The sequence below is a fragment of the Actinokineospora fastidiosa genome (assembly GCF_014648415.1).
Lineage (GTDB): Bacteria > Actinomycetota > Actinomycetes > Mycobacteriales > Pseudonocardiaceae > Actinokineospora > Actinokineospora fastidiosa.
Genome location: NZ_BMRB01000001.1, coordinates 1,244,041 through 1,262,146, shown reverse-complemented (window position 1 = coordinate 1,262,146; position 18,106 = coordinate 1,244,041). Strand labels below are relative to the sequence as shown.

Annotated in this window: 22 protein-coding genes; 14 read left to right on the top strand and 8 right to left on the bottom strand. The window is 73.7% G+C overall.

Annotated features, from left to right (window positions below; all coding sequences use genetic code 11):
• Positions 1-63: 63 nt before the first annotated feature.
• From pstS to IEY98_RS06010, 3 genes are all read right to left on the bottom strand, one after another.
• Positions 64-1,194, bottom strand: coding sequence for a phosphate ABC transporter substrate-binding protein PstS (gene pstS / locus IEY98_RS06020; RefSeq protein WP_229786625.1), 1,131 nt, complete (start codon positions 1,192-1,194; stop codon positions 64-66).
• A gap of 204 nt (positions 1,195-1,398) precedes the next feature.
• Positions 1,399-2,283 carry a mycothiol synthase gene (gene mshD / locus IEY98_RS06015; RefSeq protein ID WP_189209237.1) on the bottom strand — a complete coding sequence of 295 codons (885 nt, stop codon included), beginning with the start codon at positions 2,281-2,283 and terminating at the stop codon, positions 1,399-1,401.
• 27 nt (positions 2,284-2,310) lie between these two features.
• Entirely contained in the window at positions 2,311-3,021 is a 711-nt protein-coding gene (locus tag IEY98_RS06010; RefSeq protein ID WP_189209236.1) for a winged helix-turn-helix transcriptional regulator, read from the bottom strand.
• A 360-nt stretch (positions 3,022-3,381) separates the two neighbouring features.
• On the opposite strand from IEY98_RS06010, the gene IEY98_RS06005 reads away from it, so the two are divergent.
• The 8 genes from IEY98_RS06005 (at position 3,382) to IEY98_RS05970 (ending at position 8,802) form a co-directional block, all read left to right on the top strand.
• On the top strand, positions 3,382-4,251 hold the full coding sequence (locus tag IEY98_RS06005; RefSeq protein ID WP_189209235.1) for an LmeA family phospholipid-binding protein: 870 nt from the start codon (positions 3,382-3,384) through the stop codon (positions 4,249-4,251).
• Positions 4,248-4,697: a TlpA family protein disulfide reductase gene (locus IEY98_RS06000; protein ID WP_189209234.1), complete on the top strand. Its 450-nt coding sequence runs from the start codon at positions 4,248-4,250 to the stop codon at positions 4,695-4,697. Before IEY98_RS06005 ends, IEY98_RS06000 begins: the two co-directional genes overlap by 4 nt.
• Positions 4,698-4,902: 205 nt before the next feature.
• Positions 4,903-5,337, top strand: coding sequence for a DUF4395 domain-containing protein (locus IEY98_RS05995; RefSeq protein ID WP_189209233.1), 435 nt, complete (start codon positions 4,903-4,905; stop codon positions 5,335-5,337).
• Positions 5,334-6,167 (top strand): sulfurtransferase, encoded by an 834-nt coding sequence (locus IEY98_RS05990; protein ID WP_189209232.1) that lies wholly within the window; start codon positions 5,334-5,336, stop codon positions 6,165-6,167. The genes IEY98_RS05995 and IEY98_RS05990 overlap by 4 nt, the downstream gene beginning before the upstream one ends.
• An 11-nt stretch (positions 6,168-6,178) precedes the next feature.
• Positions 6,179-6,484, top strand: a complete 306-nt coding sequence (locus IEY98_RS05985) for a DUF1416 domain-containing protein (RefSeq protein ID WP_189209231.1) — start codon at positions 6,179-6,181, stop codon at positions 6,482-6,484.
• Between the two features lie 199 nt (positions 6,485-6,683).
• Positions 6,684-7,316: a heme-binding beta-barrel domain-containing protein gene (locus IEY98_RS05980; RefSeq protein ID WP_189209230.1), complete on the top strand. Its 633-nt coding sequence runs from the start codon at positions 6,684-6,686 to the stop codon at positions 7,314-7,316.
• Positions 7,317-7,327: 11 nt separating this feature from the next.
• Positions 7,328-7,945, top strand: a complete 618-nt coding sequence (locus IEY98_RS05975) for a 5-oxoprolinase subunit B family protein (protein ID WP_189209229.1) — start codon at positions 7,328-7,330, stop codon at positions 7,943-7,945.
• A complete protein-coding gene (locus tag IEY98_RS05970; protein ID WP_189209228.1) occupies positions 7,933-8,802 on the top strand; it encodes a 5-oxoprolinase subunit C family protein in 870 nt (289 codons plus the stop codon). Before IEY98_RS05975 ends, IEY98_RS05970 begins: the two co-directional genes overlap by 13 nt.
• Here the strand turns inward: IEY98_RS05970 and IEY98_RS05965 are convergent.
• Positions 8,781-9,626: an aminodeoxychorismate lyase gene (locus tag IEY98_RS05965; RefSeq protein WP_189209227.1), complete on the bottom strand. Its 846-nt coding sequence runs from the start codon at positions 9,624-9,626 to the stop codon at positions 8,781-8,783. The two genes, IEY98_RS05970 and IEY98_RS05965, sit on opposite strands and share 22 nt — an antisense overlap.
• A 77-nt stretch (positions 9,627-9,703) precedes the next feature.
• Between IEY98_RS05965 and IEY98_RS05960 the strand changes: the two genes are divergently transcribed.
• Genes IEY98_RS05960 through IEY98_RS05940 form a run of 5 tightly spaced genes read left to right on the top strand, consistent with a single transcriptional unit; the run spans position 9,704 to position 13,630 of the window.
• Positions 9,704-10,102, top strand: a complete 399-nt coding sequence (locus IEY98_RS05960) for a Fur family transcriptional regulator (RefSeq protein WP_189210085.1) — start codon at positions 9,704-9,706, stop codon at positions 10,100-10,102.
• Positions 10,099-11,202, top strand: coding sequence for a CAF17-like 4Fe-4S cluster assembly/insertion protein YgfZ (ygfZ, locus tag IEY98_RS05955; protein WP_229786624.1), 1,104 nt, complete (start codon positions 10,099-10,101; stop codon positions 11,200-11,202). Before IEY98_RS05960 ends, ygfZ begins: the two co-directional genes overlap by 4 nt.
• A 10-nt stretch (positions 11,203-11,212) precedes the next feature.
• Positions 11,213-12,055 carry a beta-keto acid cleavage family enzyme gene (locus IEY98_RS05950; RefSeq protein WP_189209226.1) on the top strand — a complete coding sequence of 281 codons (843 nt, stop codon included), beginning with the start codon at positions 11,213-11,215 and terminating at the stop codon, positions 12,053-12,055.
• Positions 12,056-12,092: 37 nt separating this feature from the next.
• Positions 12,093-12,671: an RsiG family protein gene (locus IEY98_RS05945; protein WP_189209225.1), complete on the top strand. Its 579-nt coding sequence runs from the start codon at positions 12,093-12,095 to the stop codon at positions 12,669-12,671.
• 17 nt (positions 12,672-12,688) lie between these two features.
• On the top strand, positions 12,689-13,630 hold the full coding sequence (locus IEY98_RS05940; RefSeq protein WP_229786623.1) for an asparaginase: 942 nt from the start codon (positions 12,689-12,691) through the stop codon (positions 13,628-13,630).
• A gap of 1 nt (position 13,631) precedes the next feature.
• Here the strand turns inward: IEY98_RS05940 and IEY98_RS05935 are convergent, their stop codons facing one another.
• Complete coding sequence (locus IEY98_RS05935) at positions 13,632-14,480, bottom strand: DUF8083 family protein (protein ID WP_189209224.1); 849 nt, start codon at positions 14,478-14,480, stop codon at positions 13,632-13,634.
• A gap of 195 nt (positions 14,481-14,675) precedes the next feature.
• Between IEY98_RS05935 and IEY98_RS05930 the strand changes: the two genes are divergently transcribed.
• Complete coding sequence (locus IEY98_RS05930) at positions 14,676-14,864, top strand: DUF3073 domain-containing protein (protein WP_189209223.1); 189 nt, start codon at positions 14,676-14,678, stop codon at positions 14,862-14,864.
• Between the two features lie 181 nt (positions 14,865-15,045).
• Here the strand turns inward: IEY98_RS05930 and IEY98_RS05925 are convergent, their stop codons facing one another.
• From IEY98_RS05925 to IEY98_RS05915, 3 genes are read right to left on the bottom strand one after another with little or no spacing between them, the layout of a single operon-like run.
• Positions 15,046-16,518 (bottom strand): tripartite tricarboxylate transporter permease, encoded by a 1,473-nt coding sequence (locus tag IEY98_RS05925; protein WP_189209222.1) that lies wholly within the window; start codon positions 16,516-16,518, stop codon positions 15,046-15,048.
• Positions 16,519-17,010 (bottom strand): tripartite tricarboxylate transporter TctB family protein, encoded by a 492-nt coding sequence (locus IEY98_RS05920; RefSeq protein ID WP_189209221.1) that lies wholly within the window; start codon positions 17,008-17,010, stop codon positions 16,519-16,521.
• A complete protein-coding gene (locus tag IEY98_RS05915) occupies positions 17,007-17,990 on the bottom strand; it encodes a Bug family tripartite tricarboxylate transporter substrate binding protein (RefSeq protein ID WP_229786622.1) in 984 nt (327 codons plus the stop codon). Before IEY98_RS05915 ends, IEY98_RS05920 begins: the two co-directional genes overlap by 4 nt.
• Positions 17,991-18,106: the final 116 nt, after the last annotated feature.

Below are 18,106 nucleotides of genomic sequence, written 5' to 3'. Positions count from 1 at the left end.
CGGCACCCGTTCGGCGGGTGCGCGGGGCGTCCGATTATCCGTGTGGGCAGTCTGCCACTGCCGTCAGGCGATGGCCTTGATGGCGGTCAGCAGCTTGGTCTGGAACTCCTGCGGCAGCGGCAGGTAGCCCGCCTCGACCAGGCTGGCCTGGCCGGTGGTGGCCGCCGTGGTCAGGAACGCCTTGACCGCCTTGGTGGTGTCGGCGTCGTAGCCCTTGGAGCACACGATCTCGTAGGTCGCCAGCACCAGCGGATAGGCGCCGGGGGCGTTGCTGGCGTAGAGGGCCTCCAGGTCCAGGCGCAGGTCGTTGCCCTCGCCGGAGATGGTGGCCGCGTCGATGGCCTTGCCGCCGGACTCGGCGGTCAGCTCGACCGGGCCGGAGCCGCTGTCCAGCTTGGCCATGGCCAGGTTCTTGTCCTGGGCGTAGGACCACTCGACGTAGCCGATGGCGCCGTTGCCCGCCGCGACGGCCTCGGCGACACCCGCGGAGCCCTGCGCGCCCTGGCCGACGCCGCCGTTGAAGGTCTTGCCGTCGTCCTTGGTCCACGCGCCCTTGCCCGCGGCGACGAGGTACTTCTGGAAGTTGTCGGTGGTGCCCGACTCGTCGGCGCGGTAGACGACGGTGATGTCGGTGTCGGGCAGGGTCACGCCGCTGTTCAGCGCGGCGATCGCCGGGTCGTTCCACTTCTTGATGCCGCCGGAGAAGATCTTGGCCAGCACCTCGCCGTTGAGGGCGAGGTCGGTGACGCCCTCGACCTTGTGCACGACGGCGATCGGGCCGAAGACCAGCGGCAGGTTCCACGCCGGGTTGCCGCCGCAGCGCTCGGCGGCCTTCTCGACCTCGCCCTTGTCCTCCTTCAGGGCGGAGTCGCTGCCGCCGATGTCGACCTGGGCGGCGATGAACTGCTTGACGCCGTTGCCGGAGCCGGACGGGGTGTAGGCCAGCTGCTGGCCCTGGCACTGCTGCCGGTAGGCGGCGATGAAGGCCTCCATCGCGCCCTTCTGCGCCGAGGAGCCCTCGGCCGTCAGCGCCTGCTTGCCGCCGCACTCGACGGGGGCGGTGCCGGTCGGCGCCGGGGCGCCGGAGTTCTGGCCGCCGCCCTGGGGGGCGTTGGCGTCGGAGCCGCAGGCGGACAGCGCCAGTGCGCCTGCCGCCACCATGCCCAGCACGTTGGCGTACCGCTTGATCTTCACTGGTGTTCCTCCAGCAGGAGCATCGGGAAAGGCGCGGCGTCACGCTCTGTGCGCCGTCGCCCCGGACGCTAGGCAGCAGTGGTGGACGGATGCCCCTCTAGAGGTGAACGCAGCATGAACAAGGCAGCTCATGTGACCGGGTCAACGCCCGGGGCCGTTTCCCGTGTCCCGCTCGTGACCTGCGCGTTTGCCGGACGTAATCGGCTATGCGCCATTCGGGGGGACAGCGGCGTACTGGATGTCAGCGTCCGAACGGGTGAATCCGAGCCGCCGGTACACGGCCACGGCGGGCGCGTTGTCCGACTCCACGTACAGGATCACGGTGCGTCGCCCCTGCTCCCGGAGGTGGGCGAGACCGGCCAGCGTCAGCGCCCGGCCGAGCCCGCCGCCCTGCGCGGCCGGGTCGACCCCGACGACGTAGACCTCGCCCGCGCCGTCCGGGTGCACCTTGGTCCAGTGGAAGCCGAGCACCCGGTCGGCGCTGTCGACGGCGAGGAAGAACCCGGCGGGGTCGAACCACGCCTCCGCCTCCGTGGCGATGACGTCGGCCGCGGTCAGCGCCCCCTGCTCGGGGTGCCAGTCGAAGGCGCGCTTGTTGACCGCCACGACGGCGTCCTCGTCCTGACCGGGCACGAACGCCCGCACGGACACGCCGTCGGGCCAGACCGGCGCGGGCAGCGGCTCGCCGAACTCCATCCGCATCTGCCACAGCTCGCGCACCCGGGACAGGCCGAGCCGCTCGGCGATCCGGGCCGCCCCCGGGTGGTCGCCGTGCGCCCAGAACCGGACGTCGGCGGGCGCGTGCGCGCGGATCTCGGCCACCAGGGCCGTGCCCAGCCCGCGGCCGCGGGCCTCGGGGTGGACCAGGACCTCGGCGACCTGCCTGCCGAAGGCGTCGCCCCCGGTGTCCAGGTGGCCGTACCCGAGCAGCCGGTCGCCATCGGCGGCCACCACGTGCCGCCCGCCGCGGAACTCGTGCGGCAGCGCGGCGTCGGGGTCGACGCGGGGTCGGCCGTCGGCGGCGCGCACGGCGCGCAGGAACTCCCGGAGCAGGGCGGGGTCGATCTCGTCGAGCCAGGTCAGGTCCACGCGGTCGAAACTACCGGCGCGATCGGACTACCGGGCGTAGGACCGCTCCTCGGCGTCGCGGCGCTGGCCCGCCTTCGGCGGCTGGACGAACTTGTAGCCGACGTTGCGCACGGTGCCGATCATCTGCTCGTGCTCGGTGCCGAGCTTGGCGCGCAGCCGCCGGACGTGCACGTCCACGGTGCGGGTGCCGCCGAAGAAGTCGTAGCCCCAGACCTCCTGCAGCAGCTGCGCGCGGGTGAACACCCGGCCCGCGTGCTGGGCGAGGTACTTGAGCAGCTCGAACTCCTTGTAGGTGAGGTCGAGCGGGCGGCCGCGCAGCTTGGCCGCGTAGGTCGCCTCGTCGATGACCAGCTCGCCCAGGCGCAGCGCGCCGTCGACGCCGCCCGCCGGGCCGCGCGAGCCCAGCAGCCGCAGCCGGGCGTCGACCTCGGCCGGGCCCGCGCCGGGCAGCAGGATCTCGTCGACGCGCCAGTCGGCGGTGATGGCGACCAGGCCGCCCTCGTTGACCACCGCGATGACGGGGGCGTTGTCACCGCCGCTGGTCAGCAGCCTGCACAGGCTCTTGGCGGCGGCGAGGTCGGTGCGCGCGTCCACGATGACCGCGTCCCGGGAGCCCGCCTCCAGCAGCGCGGTGACCTCGGGGGCCTGGGTGCGCACCGAGTGCGGCAGCAGCATCAGCGAGGGGAGCACCGACCCCGGCTCGGGGTCCGCGGTGAGCAGCAGCAGATCCAGGCTCATCGACGCCTCCTGACGTTGAGCGCCCGCTCCGCGTCGTTGGGGTGCGGTCCCGCGAGGGATCGGTAAAGACGATGCCCAGGAGAATAAACCGTGAACAAGGCAATTGTCGCCCGCGTGACGTCTCTGTCACATCTTGAGCGAGCCGACAGACGGCCTTCGACCAGGGCGGATGCGTCATGTTACAGCGGGGTAAATCCGCAGCGGCGACCGGCGATTACGCAAGATCTACCGCCCCGATCCGGCCTCGCGAAATGATTTTGTGAACACCGGGTAACGCGACCTGCCCGGTCGTCCCACCGGACGGCCGAACCGTGACTACCCTGGGTGCGACCGCGGTGGGCGAGGCACAGAGGACGGCGGATGACCACGATGACCAACCCGGCACCCCAGGCCGCCCCGAGGAAGCGCCGCTCGAAGGCGCTGCGCCGCACGGCGGTGACCCTGGTCGTGCTGGCCGGTCTGCTGGTGGCCGCCGACTTCGGCGCGGCGGCGATCGTCGAGCACGAGGTGTCCAAGAAGGCGCAGCAGCAGTTCGGCCTGCGCGACCACCCCGCGGTGAAGATCGGCGGGTTCTCCTTCCTGCTGCAGGCCTTCTCCGGCGAGTACGAGTCGGTGACCGTCGACGCGCAGGGCGTGCCGGTGAACACCCTGCGCGACCTCGAGGTGCACGCCGAGCTGCGCGGGGTGCAGGCCCCGCTGTCCGACGTCATCGGCGGCACGCTGACCGGGGTGCCGGTGCGCGAGGTGCGCGGGCAGCTGCGGGTCAAGGCCACGGACGTGAACCGGGCCATCCAGGCCAACGCCCAGCCCGTGCTGGCCTCCATCACCAACCTGACGATCGCGCCCGCCGCCGAGGAGCTGGTCGCCGACCCGGACGCCGAGGTCACCGAGACCGAGGCCGAGATCGCCGACCGCGCGGGCAAGACCGCGGGCGTCAAGCTGTGCGGCACGGTGGCGGTGGCCGGGCAGAACACCGAGCTGTGCGTGTTCTCGCTGATCGCGCTCAACAACGGCGGCATCGCCGTGCAGCCCAAGCGGATGGAGCTGAAGAACAAGATCAGCAGCGCCGAGCTGCCCGCGGCCATCCAGAAGAAGGTGCTGCCGCTGTTCGCCGTCGAGCTGGACCCGGGCGAGCTGCCGTTCGCCGTCACGCCGACCGAGGTCAAGGTCGAGGCGGGCGTGCTGGCCGTGCAGGGCACGGCGAAGGACATCGTGCTGGGCCAGCAATGACGGGCGCGCTGGTCGCGCTGGGCGCGCTCGTGGTCGCCGCGGCCGCGGGCCTGTTGATCAAGGCGCGGTCCGGCCGGGTCAGGGCGGGCCGGGACACCGCTGGCCGGGACGCGGCGGGTCCGCCCGCCGAGGTGCTGGCCGCGCTCGACCCGGCGGCCGCGGTCACCCTGGTCCAGTTCTCCACCACGTTCTGCGCGCCCTGCCGCCACACGCGCGTGCTGCTGGCCGACCTCGCCGAGCGCACGCCCGGTCTGGCGCACGCCGACATCGACCTCACCGACCGCCCCGAGCTGGCCCGGCGGATGGCCGTGCTGCGCACCCCGACGACCGTCGCGGTCGACCCGGCGGGCGCGGAGATCCTGCGGGTCTCGGGCGTGCCCCGCCGCGACGAGCTGCTGGCGGCGCTGCGCGAGCGGCTTCCGGCGCAGGCGTCCGACCTGCGGTGATCCCGCGGCGCTGGCCCGTCCCACCCTGTGGACGGGCCGTTCCCAGCACCAGGAACGGCGGTAGGCTCGCCGCCGTGACCAAGTACCTGACCAGGCGGCGCGCGGTGGACTTCTGCCGCGTCGACAGCAGCCTTTGTCGGGGACAGCGCGCCATGGCGGCCTGACGCCGCACGGTACGCACGTCCCCCGGTCAGGAGGTCCCCCCATGCCCACAGGCGTAGACCCGCGCGGTCCCCGCTTCACCGCCTGGGCCACCAGCGCGGTGCTGGTGGCCGTGCTTGTCACCGGCTGGTGGCCGCTGCTCGCGGCGCAGGCCGCCGTCTTCGCCGTGGGCGCCATCCTCGGACCGCGCTTCTCGCCGTGGACGCCGGTGTTCCGGGCCGTCGTCGCGCCCCGGCTCCGGCCGACCGAGGAGCGCGAGGACGAGGCGCCGCTGCGCTTCGCCCAGGGCGTGGGCCTGGCGTTCGCGCTGGCCGGGACCCTCGGCTACGCGCTGGGCGCCCCCGTGCTCGGCATGGCGGCCACCGCGCTGGCGCTGGCCGCCGCCTTCCTCAACGCCGCCTTCGGCTTCTGCCTCGGCTGCCAGGTGTACCTGTTGATCAACCGTCTCTCTAACAAGGAAGTGGGAACCGCCCGATGAGCCGCGAAGACGTGCTTGTTTCTGCCGCGTGGGCAGAGGAGAACCTCACCGCGCCCGGGGTGGTGTTCGTCGAGGTCGATGAGGACGCCAGCGCCTACGACGCGGGCCACATCCCCGGCGCGGTCAAGGTCGACTGGAAGAAGGACCTGCAGGACCCGGTCCGCCGCGACTTCGTCGACCAGGCGGGCTTCGAGAAGCTGCTGTCCGCGCGCGGCATCGGCAACGACGACACCGTGATCCTCTACGGCGGCAACAACAACTGGTTCGCCGCGTACGCCTACTGGTACTTCAAGCTCTACGGCCACCAGGACGTCAAGCTGCTCGACGGCGGCCGCAAGAAGTGGGAGCTCGACGGGCGCCCGCTGGACACCGAGGTGCCCTCCCGCCCGGAGACGAGCTACTCGGCCAAGCCGCAGGACAAGGCGCTGCGCGCCTTCCGCGACGAGGTCGTCGACGCGATCAACACCAAGAACCTGGTGGACGTGCGCTCGCCCGACGAGTTCTCCGGCAAGCTCGCCGCCCCCGCGCACCTGCCGCAGGAGCAGGCGCAGGTCAAGGGCCACATCCCGAGCGCGATCAACGTGCCGTGGAGCAAGGCGGCCAACGAGGACGGCACCTTCCGCTCCGACGACGAGCTGCGCGAGCTCTACAAGGACGCGGGCCTCGACGAGGGCAAGGCCACCATCGCCTACTGCCGCATCGGCGAGCGCTCCTCGCACACCTGGTTCGTGCTGCGGGAGCTGCTCGGGTACGAGGACGTGAAGAACTACGACGGTTCGTGGACCGAGTACGGCTCGCTCGTGGGCGTGCCCGTCGAGACCGGCAGCTGAGAGGACGAGACATGAGTTCCTGCGGAGCCCCCGAGCAGACCGCGGCCCTTCCGGCCAACGTCGACCCCGGCAAGGAGATCGTGCTGGACGGCACCGTGACCAGCGCGGGCACGCCGGTCGGCGGCGCGTTCGTGCGGCTGCTGGACGCCTCCGGCGAGTTCACCGCCGAGGTCGTCTCCTCGCCCGACGGCGTGTTCCGGTTCTACGCGGCCCCCGGCAGCTGGACCGTGCGCGCCCTGCACCGCGACGGCAACGGCGAGGCCACCGTGTCCGCCGACGGCCCGGGCGTGCACCCGGTCGCCATCGCCGTGGCCTGACGCTTCTTCCGCGAGAGCCCCCAGGGACCACCTGGGGGCTCTCGTGCTTTGCGCCACGCCCGCCCGGCCGCCCGCCTTCCCGGGGACTATCCTCTGCCTTCGTGGAAATCTTCTTCACGGGCCTTCTCGTGCTGGTGGGCATCGCGACCGTGTGGTTCGCCGCGTACGTGGTGTACCGGCTGTTCAGCGACCAGCGCGGATGACCGACGGCCCCATCCCCGGCAGTGGCGACGCCGCGATCCAGGCGGCCGCCGAGCGGGCCGAGCAGACCCGGCACCGCAACCTGCCGCAGTTCGACGACCTGCCGATCCCGGCCGACACCGCGAACCTGCGCGAGGGCCCTGCCCTGCACGACGACCTCCTGGGCCTGCTGCCGCTGGTCGGCGTGTGGCGCGGCGAGGGCGAGGTCGTCTACCCGACCATCGACGGGCCGGTGAAGTTCGGCCAGCAGCTCACCTTCGCCCACGACGGCCGCCCGTTCCTGGCCTACGAGTCCCGGACCTGGCTGCTCGACGACGACGGCAGGGTCATCCGCCCGGCCGCGCGCGAGTCCGGCTGGTGGCGCATCATGGCGGACGACACGATCGAGCTGCTGCTCTCGCACGCGACCGGCGTGGTGGAGATCTTCTACGGCAAGCCGCGCAACTCCACGTCCTGGGAGCTGGCCACCGACCTGGTCGGGCGCACGGCGAGCGCCAAGGAGGTCAACGCGGCCAAGCGGCTGTACGGCCTGGTGAACAACGGCGACCTCGCCTACGTCGAGGAGCGGGCCATGGTGGGCCAGCCGATGCAGCCGCACACCTCGGCGTACCTGCGCCGCGTCGTCGGCTAGGTCGTCGGCCGGTGCGTCTGCGGCGCTGCGGCGCGCACGCGGTCCTGGTGGAGCTGGACTCGCTGACCGAGGTGAGCGCCGCCCGGGCCGTGCTCGCGGGTCTGCCCGGCGTGGTGGACCTCGTCCCGGCCGCCCGGACCGTGCTGGTCACCTTCGCCGCCGACGTCCCCCGCGAGCTGGCCGACGTGCTGAGCGCTGCCGATCTCTCGGCCGCGCCGCCGCCGTCCGGCGAGACCGTCGTCCTGCCCGCCGTGTACGACGGTCCCGACCTTGAGCTGGTGGCGGCGACGGCGGACGTGTCGGTGGACGAGGTGATCGCGCTGCACGCGGGCGCGGAGTACACGGTGGCGTTCACCGGGTTCGCCCCCGGCTTCGGCTACCTGACCGGGCTGCCTGCCCCGCTGCGCCAGCCCCGCCTCGACTCGCCCCGCACCCGCGTGCCCTCGGGCGCGATCGGCGTCGCGGGCGAGTTCACCGGGGTGTACCCGCGCCCGTCCCCGGGCGGGTGGCGGCTGCTGGGCAGGCTGGCCGACGACGCGCCCGCCCTGTTCGACGCCGACCGCGACCCGCCCGCCCTGCTGGCCCCCGGCCTGCGCGTCCGCTTCGCGGCGGTGTCATGCGCGCCGTGACCGTGCTCGCCACCGGCCCGCTCGCCCTGGTCCAGGACCTCGGCAGGCCCGGCAACGCGCACCTGGGGGTGCCGCCGTCGGGCGCGCTGGACCCGCCGTCCCTGCGCCTGGCGAACCGGCTCGTCGGCAACCCGGAGGGCGCCGCGGGCGTGGAGTGCGTCCTGGGCGGCCTGCTGCTGCGCGCGAGCGCGTCGTGCACGGTGGCGGTGACGGGCCCGGCGGCTCCGGTGTCGGTGGACGGCCGGGACGCGGGCTCGCACACCCCCGTGCACCTGCGCGCAGGCCAGGAGGTGGCGGTGGGGACGCCGCTGTCCGGTCTGCGCGTCTACCTGGCCGTCTCCGGCGGCCTGGCGGTGCCCGAACAGCTGGGGTCGCGGTCGACGGACGTGCTGTCCGGGATCGGCCCGGCTCCGCTGCGGGCCGGCGATGTCCTGCCGCTCGGCCCGGTGACCGGGCCCCCGGTCGGGGCGGACGTGGTGGCCCCGCTGTCGGCGGGCGACCGGCTGACGGTGCCCGTGCTGCTCGGCCCGAGGGACGACTGGTTCACCGACCCGGCCGCCCAGCTCGCGGCGGCGGAGTGGTCGGTGTCGCCGGAGAGCAACCGGGTCGGCCTGCGCCTGCTCGGCCCGGCGCTGACCCGCGCCCCGGACCTCGTCGGGCGCGAGCTGCCGAGCGAGGGCGTGGTGACCGGCGCGGTGCAGGTCCCGGCGAGCGGGCGCCCGGTGGTCTTCCTGGCCGACCACCCGACGACCGGCGGCTATCCGGTGGTCGGGGTGGTGCCCCCGGACCGGCTGCCCGCGCTGGCGCAGGCCCGGCCGGGTGTCCGGGTGCGGCTTCAGGCGTACTCGGCCTCGTAGAGGCCGGTCAGCTCCGACCACAGCGCGGTCGCGTCCGGCAGGACGACGCCGTCCAGCGTGTGCACGCGCACGATCTTGCGGATGCTCGACACCAGGAACACGCCGTCGGCCTCGGCCAGCTCGCCGACGCGCAGCGGCTCGACCTTGGTCGCCCAGCCTGCCCGCTCGGCGGCGCGGAACAGCGCGGACTGGGTGGTGCCGGGCAGGATGCCGCTGCTCGCGGGCGGGGTGCGCAGGGTGCGGCCCTCGGCGACGACCACCGTCGACGTCGGGCCCTCCAGCACCGAGCCGTCGGCCGCGCGGAAGATCACCTCGTCGGCCCCGAGCGCGGCCGCGTGCCGCTGGGCGGCCATGTTCACCGCGTACGACAGGGTCTTCGCGCCCAGGAGCAGCCACGGCGCGCGCTCCACGACCTCCGGGTCGAACCCGCGGTCCAGCACCACGACGGACGCGCCGCGCCGCCGCCGCTCGACCGTGTGCGGCTCGATGGAGAACGCCAGGGCGAACACCGTCGGCGTGCCGTCGCCGTACTCCGCGCCGCGGGTGCACACCACCTTCACGGCCATCTCCCCCGGCGACGGCCACGCGGCCACGACCGTGGCGAACAGCCGCTCCAGCGTGTCGCGCGCGGGCACGGGCAGGTCGAGCATCCGGGCCGAGCGCTCCAGCCGGTCCAGGTGCGCGGTCAGCTCGCGGGGCCTGCCGTCGACCACGAGCACGGTCTCGAACACGCCGTCGCCCCGGGTGAGGCCGAGGTCGTCCACCCGGATGTGCGGGGCGTCGGGGTCGGCGGTGGTGCCGTCCGGCAGGGCGAGCAGGCGCATGCCCAGCACCCTACGCGCGGGCTCGGCCTACTATCGGCGGGGTGGACGACCTGCGCAGCACGCTGCACCGGCGTGGCATGCGGATGACCCCGCAGCGGCAACTGGTGCTCGACGCCCTGCAAGCGCTGGAGCACGCGACACCGGAACAGGTGTGCAAGCGCGTGCAGGAGACGACGCCGTCGGTCAACATCACCACGATCTACCGGACCCTGGAGCTGCTGGAAGAGCTCGGCCTGGTCCGGCACACGCACCTGGGCCACGGCGCGCCCACCTACTCCCTGCACGAGCACGAGCACGTCCACCTGGTCTGCCACCGCTGCGGCCGGGTCGACGAGTCGCCCCGGGAGGTCATGGACCAGCTGTGCGGAACACTGCGGGACGCGCACGGGTTCGTACTGGACGCCGCCCACCTCGCGCTGTCGGGCACCTGCCGCGACTGCACCAGGGAGACCGACCGCACCAGGGAGACACCGTGACCTCGCCCATCCTGTCCGTGCCCGGCGCGGTGCCCCCGCCCGAGGAGACCGCCGACCCCGGGGTGCCGTGGCACTTCGGCGACCCGTTCGCCGAGCAGCGCACCGCGACCCGGTCGGCGGCCGTGGTCGACCGCTCGCACCGCGAGGTGATCGCCGTCCCCGGCGTGGAGCGGCTGTCGTGGCTGCACCTGGTCATCTCCCAGCACGTCTCCGCCCTGCCCGCGGGCGCGGGCAGCGAGGCGCTGATCCTGGACAGCCAGGGCCGCGTCGACGCGCACATGGTCCTCTCCCACGTCGACGACGTGGTGTGGCTGGACACCGAGGCGGGCGCCTCCACGGTCGGCGCGCGCGGGGGCCGGGTGCCGCTGCTGGAGTACCTGGAGCAGATGCGCTTCTGGTCCAAGGTCGAGCCCCGCGACGCCACGGCGGAGAAGGCCGTGCTGACCATCGTCGGCCCGGAGGCGCCGCAGGTGCTGGCCCGGCTGGGCCTGCCAGCGCCCGAGGGCCAGTACGCCTCCGCCGAGCGCGACGGGGTCGTGGTCCGGCGGATGCCGTGGCCCGGCCCGGACGCCGCCGACCTGCTCGTGCCCCGCGCCGACCTGGCGGACTGGTGGGCCCGGATCACCGACGCGGGCGCCCGCCCGATGGGCAGCCTCGCGTTCGAGGCGCTGCGGGTCGAGGCCCTGCGGCCGAGGATGGGCGTGGACACCGACGAGAAGACCATCCCGCACGAGGTGTCGTGGGTGCCGTCGGCCGCGCACGTGGCCAAGGGCTGCTACCGCGGCCAGGAGACGGTGTCGAAGGTGCACAACATCGGCCGCCCGCCGCGCCGGATGGTCCTGCTGCACCTCGACGGGGCGGCCGACGAGCTGCCCGAGACCGGCGCCCCCGTGCTGGCGGGCGAGCGGGTCGTGGGCCGGGTCGGCTCGGCCGTGCAGCACCACGAGCTGGGCCCGGTCGCGCTGGCCCTGCTCAAGCGGTCGGTGGACCCGGCGACCCCGCTGACGGCGGGCGCGGCGGCCGCGGCCGTCGACCCGGACTCGGTCCCGGCCGAGATCGGCGGAGCGGGGCGTGCGGCCGCGCAGGGGTTGCGGGGCTAGGGTCGGCGCCATGTCGACCGGCACCCTCATCACCGTCGCCCCGACCGGGGCGGAGCACAGCAAGGCCGATGTCCCCAACCTCCCGGTGACCCTGGAGGAACTGGTGGAGACGGCGCGCGACTGCGAGCGCGTCGGCGCCGCCATGATCCACATCCACATCCGCGACGACGACGCCCGGCCGACTCTGGACATCAAGCGGCTGACCGACACCGTCGCCGCGGTGCGCGAGCAGACCAGCCTGATCGTCCAGCTCTCCACCGGCGGCTCGGTGACCGACCCGGAGGAGGACCGGCTGCGCGTGCTCGACGCCATGCCCGACTCGGCGTCGTGCTCGATGGGCACGGTCAACTTCGGCGACGACGTGTTCATGAACCGCTGGGGGTTCATCGTCGAGCTGCACAAGCGGATGCAGGAGCGCGGGATCCTGCCGGAGTACGAGATCTTCGACCTCGGCCAGCTGACCACCCTGCACCGGCTGCTCGACAAGCACGGGCTGCCCTCGGGCGGCCACGTCCACGTCGACCTGGTGATGGGCGTGCCGGGCGGCATGGCGGGCGACACCGAGACCCTCGCCGCCGCGCTGCGGCTGATCCCCGAGGGGGCCACCTTCTCGGCCACGGGTGTGGGCCGCGCCACTCTCCCGGTGTTGTTCGGCGCCCTGTCCGCGGGCGGCCACGTCCGCGTCGGGATGGAGGACACCGTCAACTACGCCCGAGGTGAGCGGGTCAAGGACAACGCCCAACTGGTGGCCCGCGCGTCCGGTCTGGCCCGCATCGCGCAGCGCCCGCCGGTTACGCCGGACGAGGCACGGACGCTGCTGGGGGTGGCGGCCCGCCCGTCCGCGTCGGCATGATCTGGCGATCGAGCACTCTTTGACGGAGGATGGCCTGGTGATCGAAGTCCGCCCGGGTGGGCGCAGGCGCATCGACCGGGTCCTGGCCCCGGACTACGTCGCCGATCTGGACCGCCTGGACCTCGCCGAGGTCCGCGCCCGCCGCGATGACGCCGCCCAGGAGGAGACCGACCTGTCCTACCTGCGCAGACTCCTGCACGGCCGGATCGACATCGTGCGGGCCGAGTTGCGCAGGCGGGAGACCGGCGGCGCGGAGTCCATCGTCGCGCAGCTGGCATCGATCCTCGCCGACAACGCCGTGGGCCCGGCGATGGGGTCCGGCCGCCACCAGAACATGGAGCCATCGCGCGCCGAGGCGCACCGCCGCCACGTCGAGGCGCTGGTCTCCGACGCCGACCTCTCCGACGTCGCCTCCCTGCCGGACGAGCGGCTGGCCCTGGCCCTGCGCACGTACGAGGCCGAGGAGGCGTCGGTGTCCACCCGCCGCCGCGAGGTCCAGGTCGTGATGGACCTGCTCAACGAGCAGATCGCGAGCCGGTACCGCACGGGCACCGCGTCGGTGGACGACCTGCTGGCCGCCGAGAGCGCCCGCACCGACCCGGGGGAGGCGCGCTGAACCCCGTCCTGGTCGAGGTGCTCCGGTCCGGCTTCGTCGAGTCGGTGCACCGGGGCTCCGTCGTCGTGCTGGCCCCCGACGGCACGGTCCGCCTCGCGCTGGGCGAGGTCAACGAGCCGGTCTTCACCCGCTCGTGCAACAAGCCGCTCCAGGCGCTCGGCCTGCTCCGCACGGGCCTCGACCTGCCCGACGACGCCGACCTGGCCGTCGGCTGCGGGTCGCACAGCGGCGAGCCCGAGCACGTGCGGCAGGTCCTGGGCATCCTCGCCAAGGCCGGGCTCACCGAGGCCGACCTGGGCTGCCCGCCCGACTGGCCGATGGACGAGGCCGCCCGCAACCGGGTCATCGCCGCGGGCGGCGGCAAGCGCCGCGCGGCGATGAACTGCTCGGGCAAGCACGCGATGATGCTGGCCACGAGCGTGCAGCAGGCCTGGGACATCATCGGCTACCTCGACCCCGAGCACCCCGCCCAGCTGGCCATCGCCGCGACCGTCACCGAGATGACCGGCGAGGACATCGCCACCATCGGCGTCGACGGCTGCGGGGCCCCGCTGTTCGCGCTGACCCTGACCGGGCTGGCCACGGGCTACTCGGCGCTGATCAAGGCCGCCGACGGCACGCTGGAGAGCCGGGTGGCCGACGCGATGCGGACCCACGCCCACCTCGTCGGCGGCACCCACCGCGACGACACGGAGCTGATGCAGGCCATCCCGGGCCTGCTGGTCAAGGGCGGCGCGGAGGGCGTGCACGCCATGGTCCTGCCCGACGGCACGGCGATGGCCATGAAGATCGACGACGGCGCCCCGCGCCCGCGCACCCCGATCCTGGTCGGCGTCCTGCGCGCCCTGGGCTACGACGCCCCGGAGCTCGACGACAAGGCCGAGCGGGACATCCTCGGCGGCGGCGTCCCGGTCGGCGCGGCCCGGCTGCGCGAGGGCCTGCTGGACGGGCTGGCCTGAGCTACTGCATCCGCTCGCGCACTGCCAGTTCGCTCCAGAACTCGCGCAGGCGCTCGAAGCGCTCGGCGACGGCGCCCGGGTCGGGCTGCTCGATGGCGTCGAGGATGGCGTTGACGTCCTCGGCCGAGGTGTCGGCGTCGATGTCGTCGTCGGCCATGAGCTGGACGAGGCCGCCGTAGTCGAGCTCGACCATCGAGTCCTCGTGGAAGTGCGCCAGCCAGCGCCCGGTGTCCTGGAGCACCTTGGTCGGGCCGGACTCGCCGAAGGTGGCCTCGGCCAGCTCGAAGGCGCGCTGGACGCGCTTGCGGGCGGTGCGCATGGGGATCAGCCAGTAGACCGTGCGGGTCGCGCCCTCGCCGGTGACCACCCGCTCGGACGGCTGCACCAGGACGAACCACGGCAGCGGCACGGTCCAGGTGGTCGACACGACGTGGACGGCCCCGCCGGGCATGTCGGCGAGGACGGTGCCCGCCTTGTGCCGCAGGCGGTCGGCCGACTCGCCCAGGGTGGCCTCGCGCAGCGGGTTCGCCGCCGTCGAGAGGAAGCCCACGACCGCCGCGGCCGAGCGGGCGCGCAGGTCGAGCGGGCAGACCAGCAGCTCGCCCGACTCGGCGCGCACGGCCATGACGTCGCGGGTGGGCAGCGGGGAGCCGTCGGGGCGCTCGCCCGGCAGCCGCGTGGCCGCGCCCACCTCTTGTGACTTCAGCCACATCAGCTGCTCGTGGACGCCCACGTCGGCCCGGTCCAGCGGCGAGTTCTCCGCCATGTGCCGGAGTCGATCACGGGACGCGGGCGGGAAAGCTGACAAGGGTTCGTACACCCGCAGGTAGGCGACGAACGGTCGAGGCACCCGCACATCGTGTCATGAACCGGTCGCCGGGCCCCGCCAGGGCGGGCGGTCCGGGGGTGTCGGGTTCTGCACACCGAGCCGCGTCGCATCGAACCCCTTCGGCACGGTACGGTAGTTAGCAGGAATCAACTGTCGACATCTACGGGGCCGCCGATTCCCCCGGCCGCCCCGTCACCTGTGCGAGGGGGTCGAGCCATGGGGCGCGGCCGAGCCAAGGCCAAGCAGACGAAGGTGGCCCGGGAGCTCAAGTACAGCAGCCATCGAATGGACTTGGACGCCCTGCAGCGCGAGCTGTCGGGCGACAAGCCAGGCGACGGCTCCGACTTCGAGCGAATCGAGTCCGACGAATACGACGACGACGGGTACGACGACTACCGCCGTTGACGCAAGGCCCCGGCGCCCTCCGCGGCGCCGGGACTCCCTCGCAATGCCGACAAGGCCACCCCGCGACCGGCGGGGTGGCCTTCGCGACGCGACTCAGCCGAGCGCGCTCGCGCGGCCTGGCGATGGGCACGTGGCCGCCGCGCCCGGTCGAGCTCCGGCGCGGCGACCAGTCCACGCCTCGTCAGGTCCGTGAGCGCGCTTTGCGCACCAGGGGCCACAGCACGAGGAGCGCGACGACCGCGTACACGGTGATGGAGAACGTCGTGTTCACCAGGCCGGTCAGCGCGCCGTCCGAGAGCTGCAGCGCGCGACGCATCTGCAGCTCGGCGGCCGGGCCGAGGATGACGCCGAGGATGGCGGGCAGCACCGGCAGGCCGTAGCGGCGCATGACCAGCCCGATGACCCCGATGGCGAACAGCACCAGCAGGTCGGCGGCCTGCCCGCTGACGGCGTACGCGCCGACCATCGCGAAGAACAGGATCCCCGCGTACAGGTACGGCCGGGGGATGCGCAGCATCCTGGCCCACAGCGGCGCCAGCGGCAGGTTCAGCACCAGCAGCAGCACCGTCCCGACGAACAGGCTGGCGATCAGGCCCCACACCAGGGTCGACTCGCGCTCAAACAGCAGCGGGCCGGGCTGGATGCCGTACTGCTGGAACGCCGCCAGCATGACCGCGGCGACCGCCGTGGTCGGCAGGCCGAGGGTGAGCATCGACACCAGCGTGCCCGCCGCGGACGCGCTCGCGGTCGCCTCCGGCCCGGCGACGCCCTCGATGGCGCCCTTGCCGAACTCGTCGCGGTGCTTGGACAGCCGCTTCTCCGTCGCGTAGGACAGGAAGGTCGGGATCTCGGCCCCGCCAGCGGGCAGCGCGCCGAACGGGAACCCGATCAGCGGTCCGCGCAGCCACGGCTTCCACGCCCGCCGCAGGTCGGCGCGGCCGAGCCAGGGCGTGCCCACCGGGATCGGCCGGGCCGGGTTGCGGCGCAGGTGCGCGGCGACCCACAGCGACTCGCCGACCGCGAAGAGCCCGACGGCGACGATCACGACGTCGATGCCGTCGGCCAGTTCGAGCGAGCCGAAGGTCAGCCGCTGCTGGCCGGTCATCTCGTCCAGGCCGATCAGGCCGATCGTCAGCCCGATCAGCAGCGAGGCGACGCCGCGCACCCGCGAGTCGCCGAGCACCGTCGTCACCGCGGCGAAGGCCAGCACCATGATCGCGAAGAAGTCCGGCGCGCCGAGGCCGACGGCCAGGCCCGCCACCGTGGGCGCCAGCACGACCAGCAGGGTGGTGCCGACCATGCCGCCGACGAAGTGCCCGATGGCCGCCGCGGCCAGCGCCTGCGCGCCCCGGCCGGACCTGGCCATCGGGTTGCCGTCGATCGCGGCCACCACCGCCGCGCTCTCGCCGGGGGTGTTGAGCAGGATGGACGTGGTGGAGCCGCCGAACATGCCGCCGTAGTAGATGCCCGCGAACATGATGAACGCCCCGGTGGGCTCCAGCCCGTAGGTGACCGGCAGCAGCAGCGCGACGGCCATGGCCGGGCCGATGCCGGGCAGCACGCCGATGGCCGTGCCCAGGATGACGCCGACGGCGGCGAGCAGCAGGTGGGTGGGGGTCAGCGCGGTGGCGAACCCGTCCCAGAGTTGGTCCATCTAGAGCACTCCCATCAGCGGGCCGCCGGGGAGCGGCACCCCGAGCAGGACGTCGAACACGACGTAGGTCAGCACCGACACGGCGGCCGCGATCAGCGGGTCGCGGACGTGCCCCCGGCTGCCGAGCGCGTACGCGGCTCCCCAGAACAGGACGAAGCCCGCGACCGGGAACCCGGCGGTCCCGATGAGCGCGGTGGCGGCCAGGAACGCCCCGCACAGCAGCAGGACCGTCCGCCAGTCGCCGGGCGCGCTCAGGTCGACGTCCTCGCCGCCCTCGGCCGCGCCCCGCCCGCCGCGCAGCACGTCGCGGGCCAGCACGACGGCCACGACCAGCAGCGCGGCCCCGACGAGCACCGGCACCGCCTTCGGCCCGATGGGCCCGCGCGTGGCGAAGTCGGTGGGGATGGTGAGGGCGTCGACGAGCACCAGGGCGCCGAGGACCGCCAGCACCGCGCACACGCCCAGCTCGGACCGCTCACGCAACCACGTCATGCCAGCCCCAACTCCTTCAGCACCTCGGCGACGCGGCGGTTCTCCCCGGCCAGGAACTCCCCGAACCCCGGACCGGCCTGGAAGGCGTCGGTCCAGCCGTTGCGGGCCAGCGCGTCGCGCCACTGCGGCGAGGAGTGCAGCCGGGCGAACGCGGCGATGAGCCGCTCGCGGTCGGTGTCGGAGATCCCGGGCGGGGCGACGATGCCCCGCCAGTTGGTGAAGGACACGTCCAGGCCCGCCTCGCGCAGGGTGGGCGCGTCGATCCCGGCGATGCGCTCGGGGCCGGTCACGGCGAGGACCCGCAGCTCGCCCGCCTGGATCTGGTCGCGGTACTCGCCGACCCCGGAGACGCCGAAGGCGACCTTGCCGCCGAGCACGGAGGCCAGCAGCTCGCCGCCGCCGTCGAAGGGCACGTAGTTGACCGACCTGGGCGCGAGTCCGGCCGCCTTGGCCATCAGCATCGGGGCGAGGTGGTCGGGTCCGCCGGGCGACGAGCCCCCGCCGACCGGCACCCCGCCGGGGTCCGCCTTCCACGCCGTGAGCAGGCCCGCGATGTCCCGGTAGGGCGAGTCCTTCCCGACGACGACGATGTCGGGCTCCTCGATGAGCTTCGCGATCGGCGTGGTGTCGGCCAGCGACGACGGCGACTTGTTGGTGTAGACGCTGCCGACCACGCCCAGCCCCATCGACATGACGAGCTTCCCGTTGCCCCGCTCGTTGACCAGCCGCCCCAGGCCGACGGTGCCGCCCGCGCCCGGCAGGTTGAACACCTCGACCGCGCTGGCGAGCCCGGCGTCCTCCATCGCCTTGGCCGCCGTGCGGGCGGTGACGTCGTACCCGCCGCCCGGCGAGTTCGGCACCAGCACCCGCAGGCCGCGGACCCGCTCCCCGACATCGGCGTCCCCGCCGGACCCGACCAGCGGCGGGACCAGCAGCACCGCCGCCAGTCCCGCCGCGGCGGCGACAAGCTTCCTGACCACCCGAACCTCCTTCGACTCGCGCGGCGAGATGTTGCCCCGGTGTGACGGCGTTGTCGCGCTTGCGCGCGTTCCGATCGTTGTGGTCGTTGTGTTCATCCGCCGGGCGGCGCCGAGCG

Coding starts and splice junctions, on each gene's coding strand:
- IEY98_RS06010 (WP_189209236.1), bottom strand. CDS start 3,021: ATGAGCCTGGATCTGCTGCTGCTCACCGCGGACCCCGAGCCGGGGTCG.
- IEY98_RS06005 (WP_189209235.1), top strand. CDS start 3,382: ATGACCACGATGACCAACCCGGCACCCCAGGCCGCCCCGAGGAAGCGC.
- IEY98_RS06000 (WP_189209234.1), top strand. CDS start 4,248: ATGACGGGCGCGCTGGTCGCGCTGGGCGCGCTCGTGGTCGCCGCGGCC.
- IEY98_RS05995 (WP_189209233.1), top strand. CDS start 4,903: ATGCCCACAGGCGTAGACCCGCGCGGTCCCCGCTTCACCGCCTGGGCC.
- IEY98_RS05990 (WP_189209232.1), top strand. CDS start 5,334: ATGAGCCGCGAAGACGTGCTTGTTTCTGCCGCGTGGGCAGAGGAGAAC.
- IEY98_RS05985 (WP_189209231.1), top strand. CDS start 6,179: ATGAGTTCCTGCGGAGCCCCCGAGCAGACCGCGGCCCTTCCGGCCAAC.
- IEY98_RS05980 (WP_189209230.1), top strand. CDS start 6,684: ATGACCGACGGCCCCATCCCCGGCAGTGGCGACGCCGCGATCCAGGCG.
- IEY98_RS05970 (WP_189209228.1), top strand. CDS start 7,933: ATGCGCGCCGTGACCGTGCTCGCCACCGGCCCGCTCGCCCTGGTCCAG.
- IEY98_RS05965 (WP_189209227.1), bottom strand. CDS start 9,626: ATGCGCCTGCTCGCCCTGCCGGACGGCACCACCGCCGACCCCGACGCC.
- IEY98_RS05960 (WP_189210085.1), top strand. CDS start 9,704: ATGCGGATGACCCCGCAGCGGCAACTGGTGCTCGACGCCCTGCAAGCG.
- IEY98_RS05950 (WP_189209226.1), top strand. CDS start 11,213: ATGTCGACCGGCACCCTCATCACCGTCGCCCCGACCGGGGCGGAGCAC.
- IEY98_RS05930 (WP_189209223.1), top strand. CDS start 14,676: ATGGGGCGCGGCCGAGCCAAGGCCAAGCAGACGAAGGTGGCCCGGGAG.
- IEY98_RS05925 (WP_189209222.1), bottom strand. CDS start 16,518: ATGGACCAACTCTGGGACGGGTTCGCCACCGCGCTGACCCCCACCCAC.
- IEY98_RS05920 (WP_189209221.1), bottom strand. CDS start 17,010: ATGACGTGGTTGCGTGAGCGGTCCGAGCTGGGCGTGTGCGCGGTGCTG.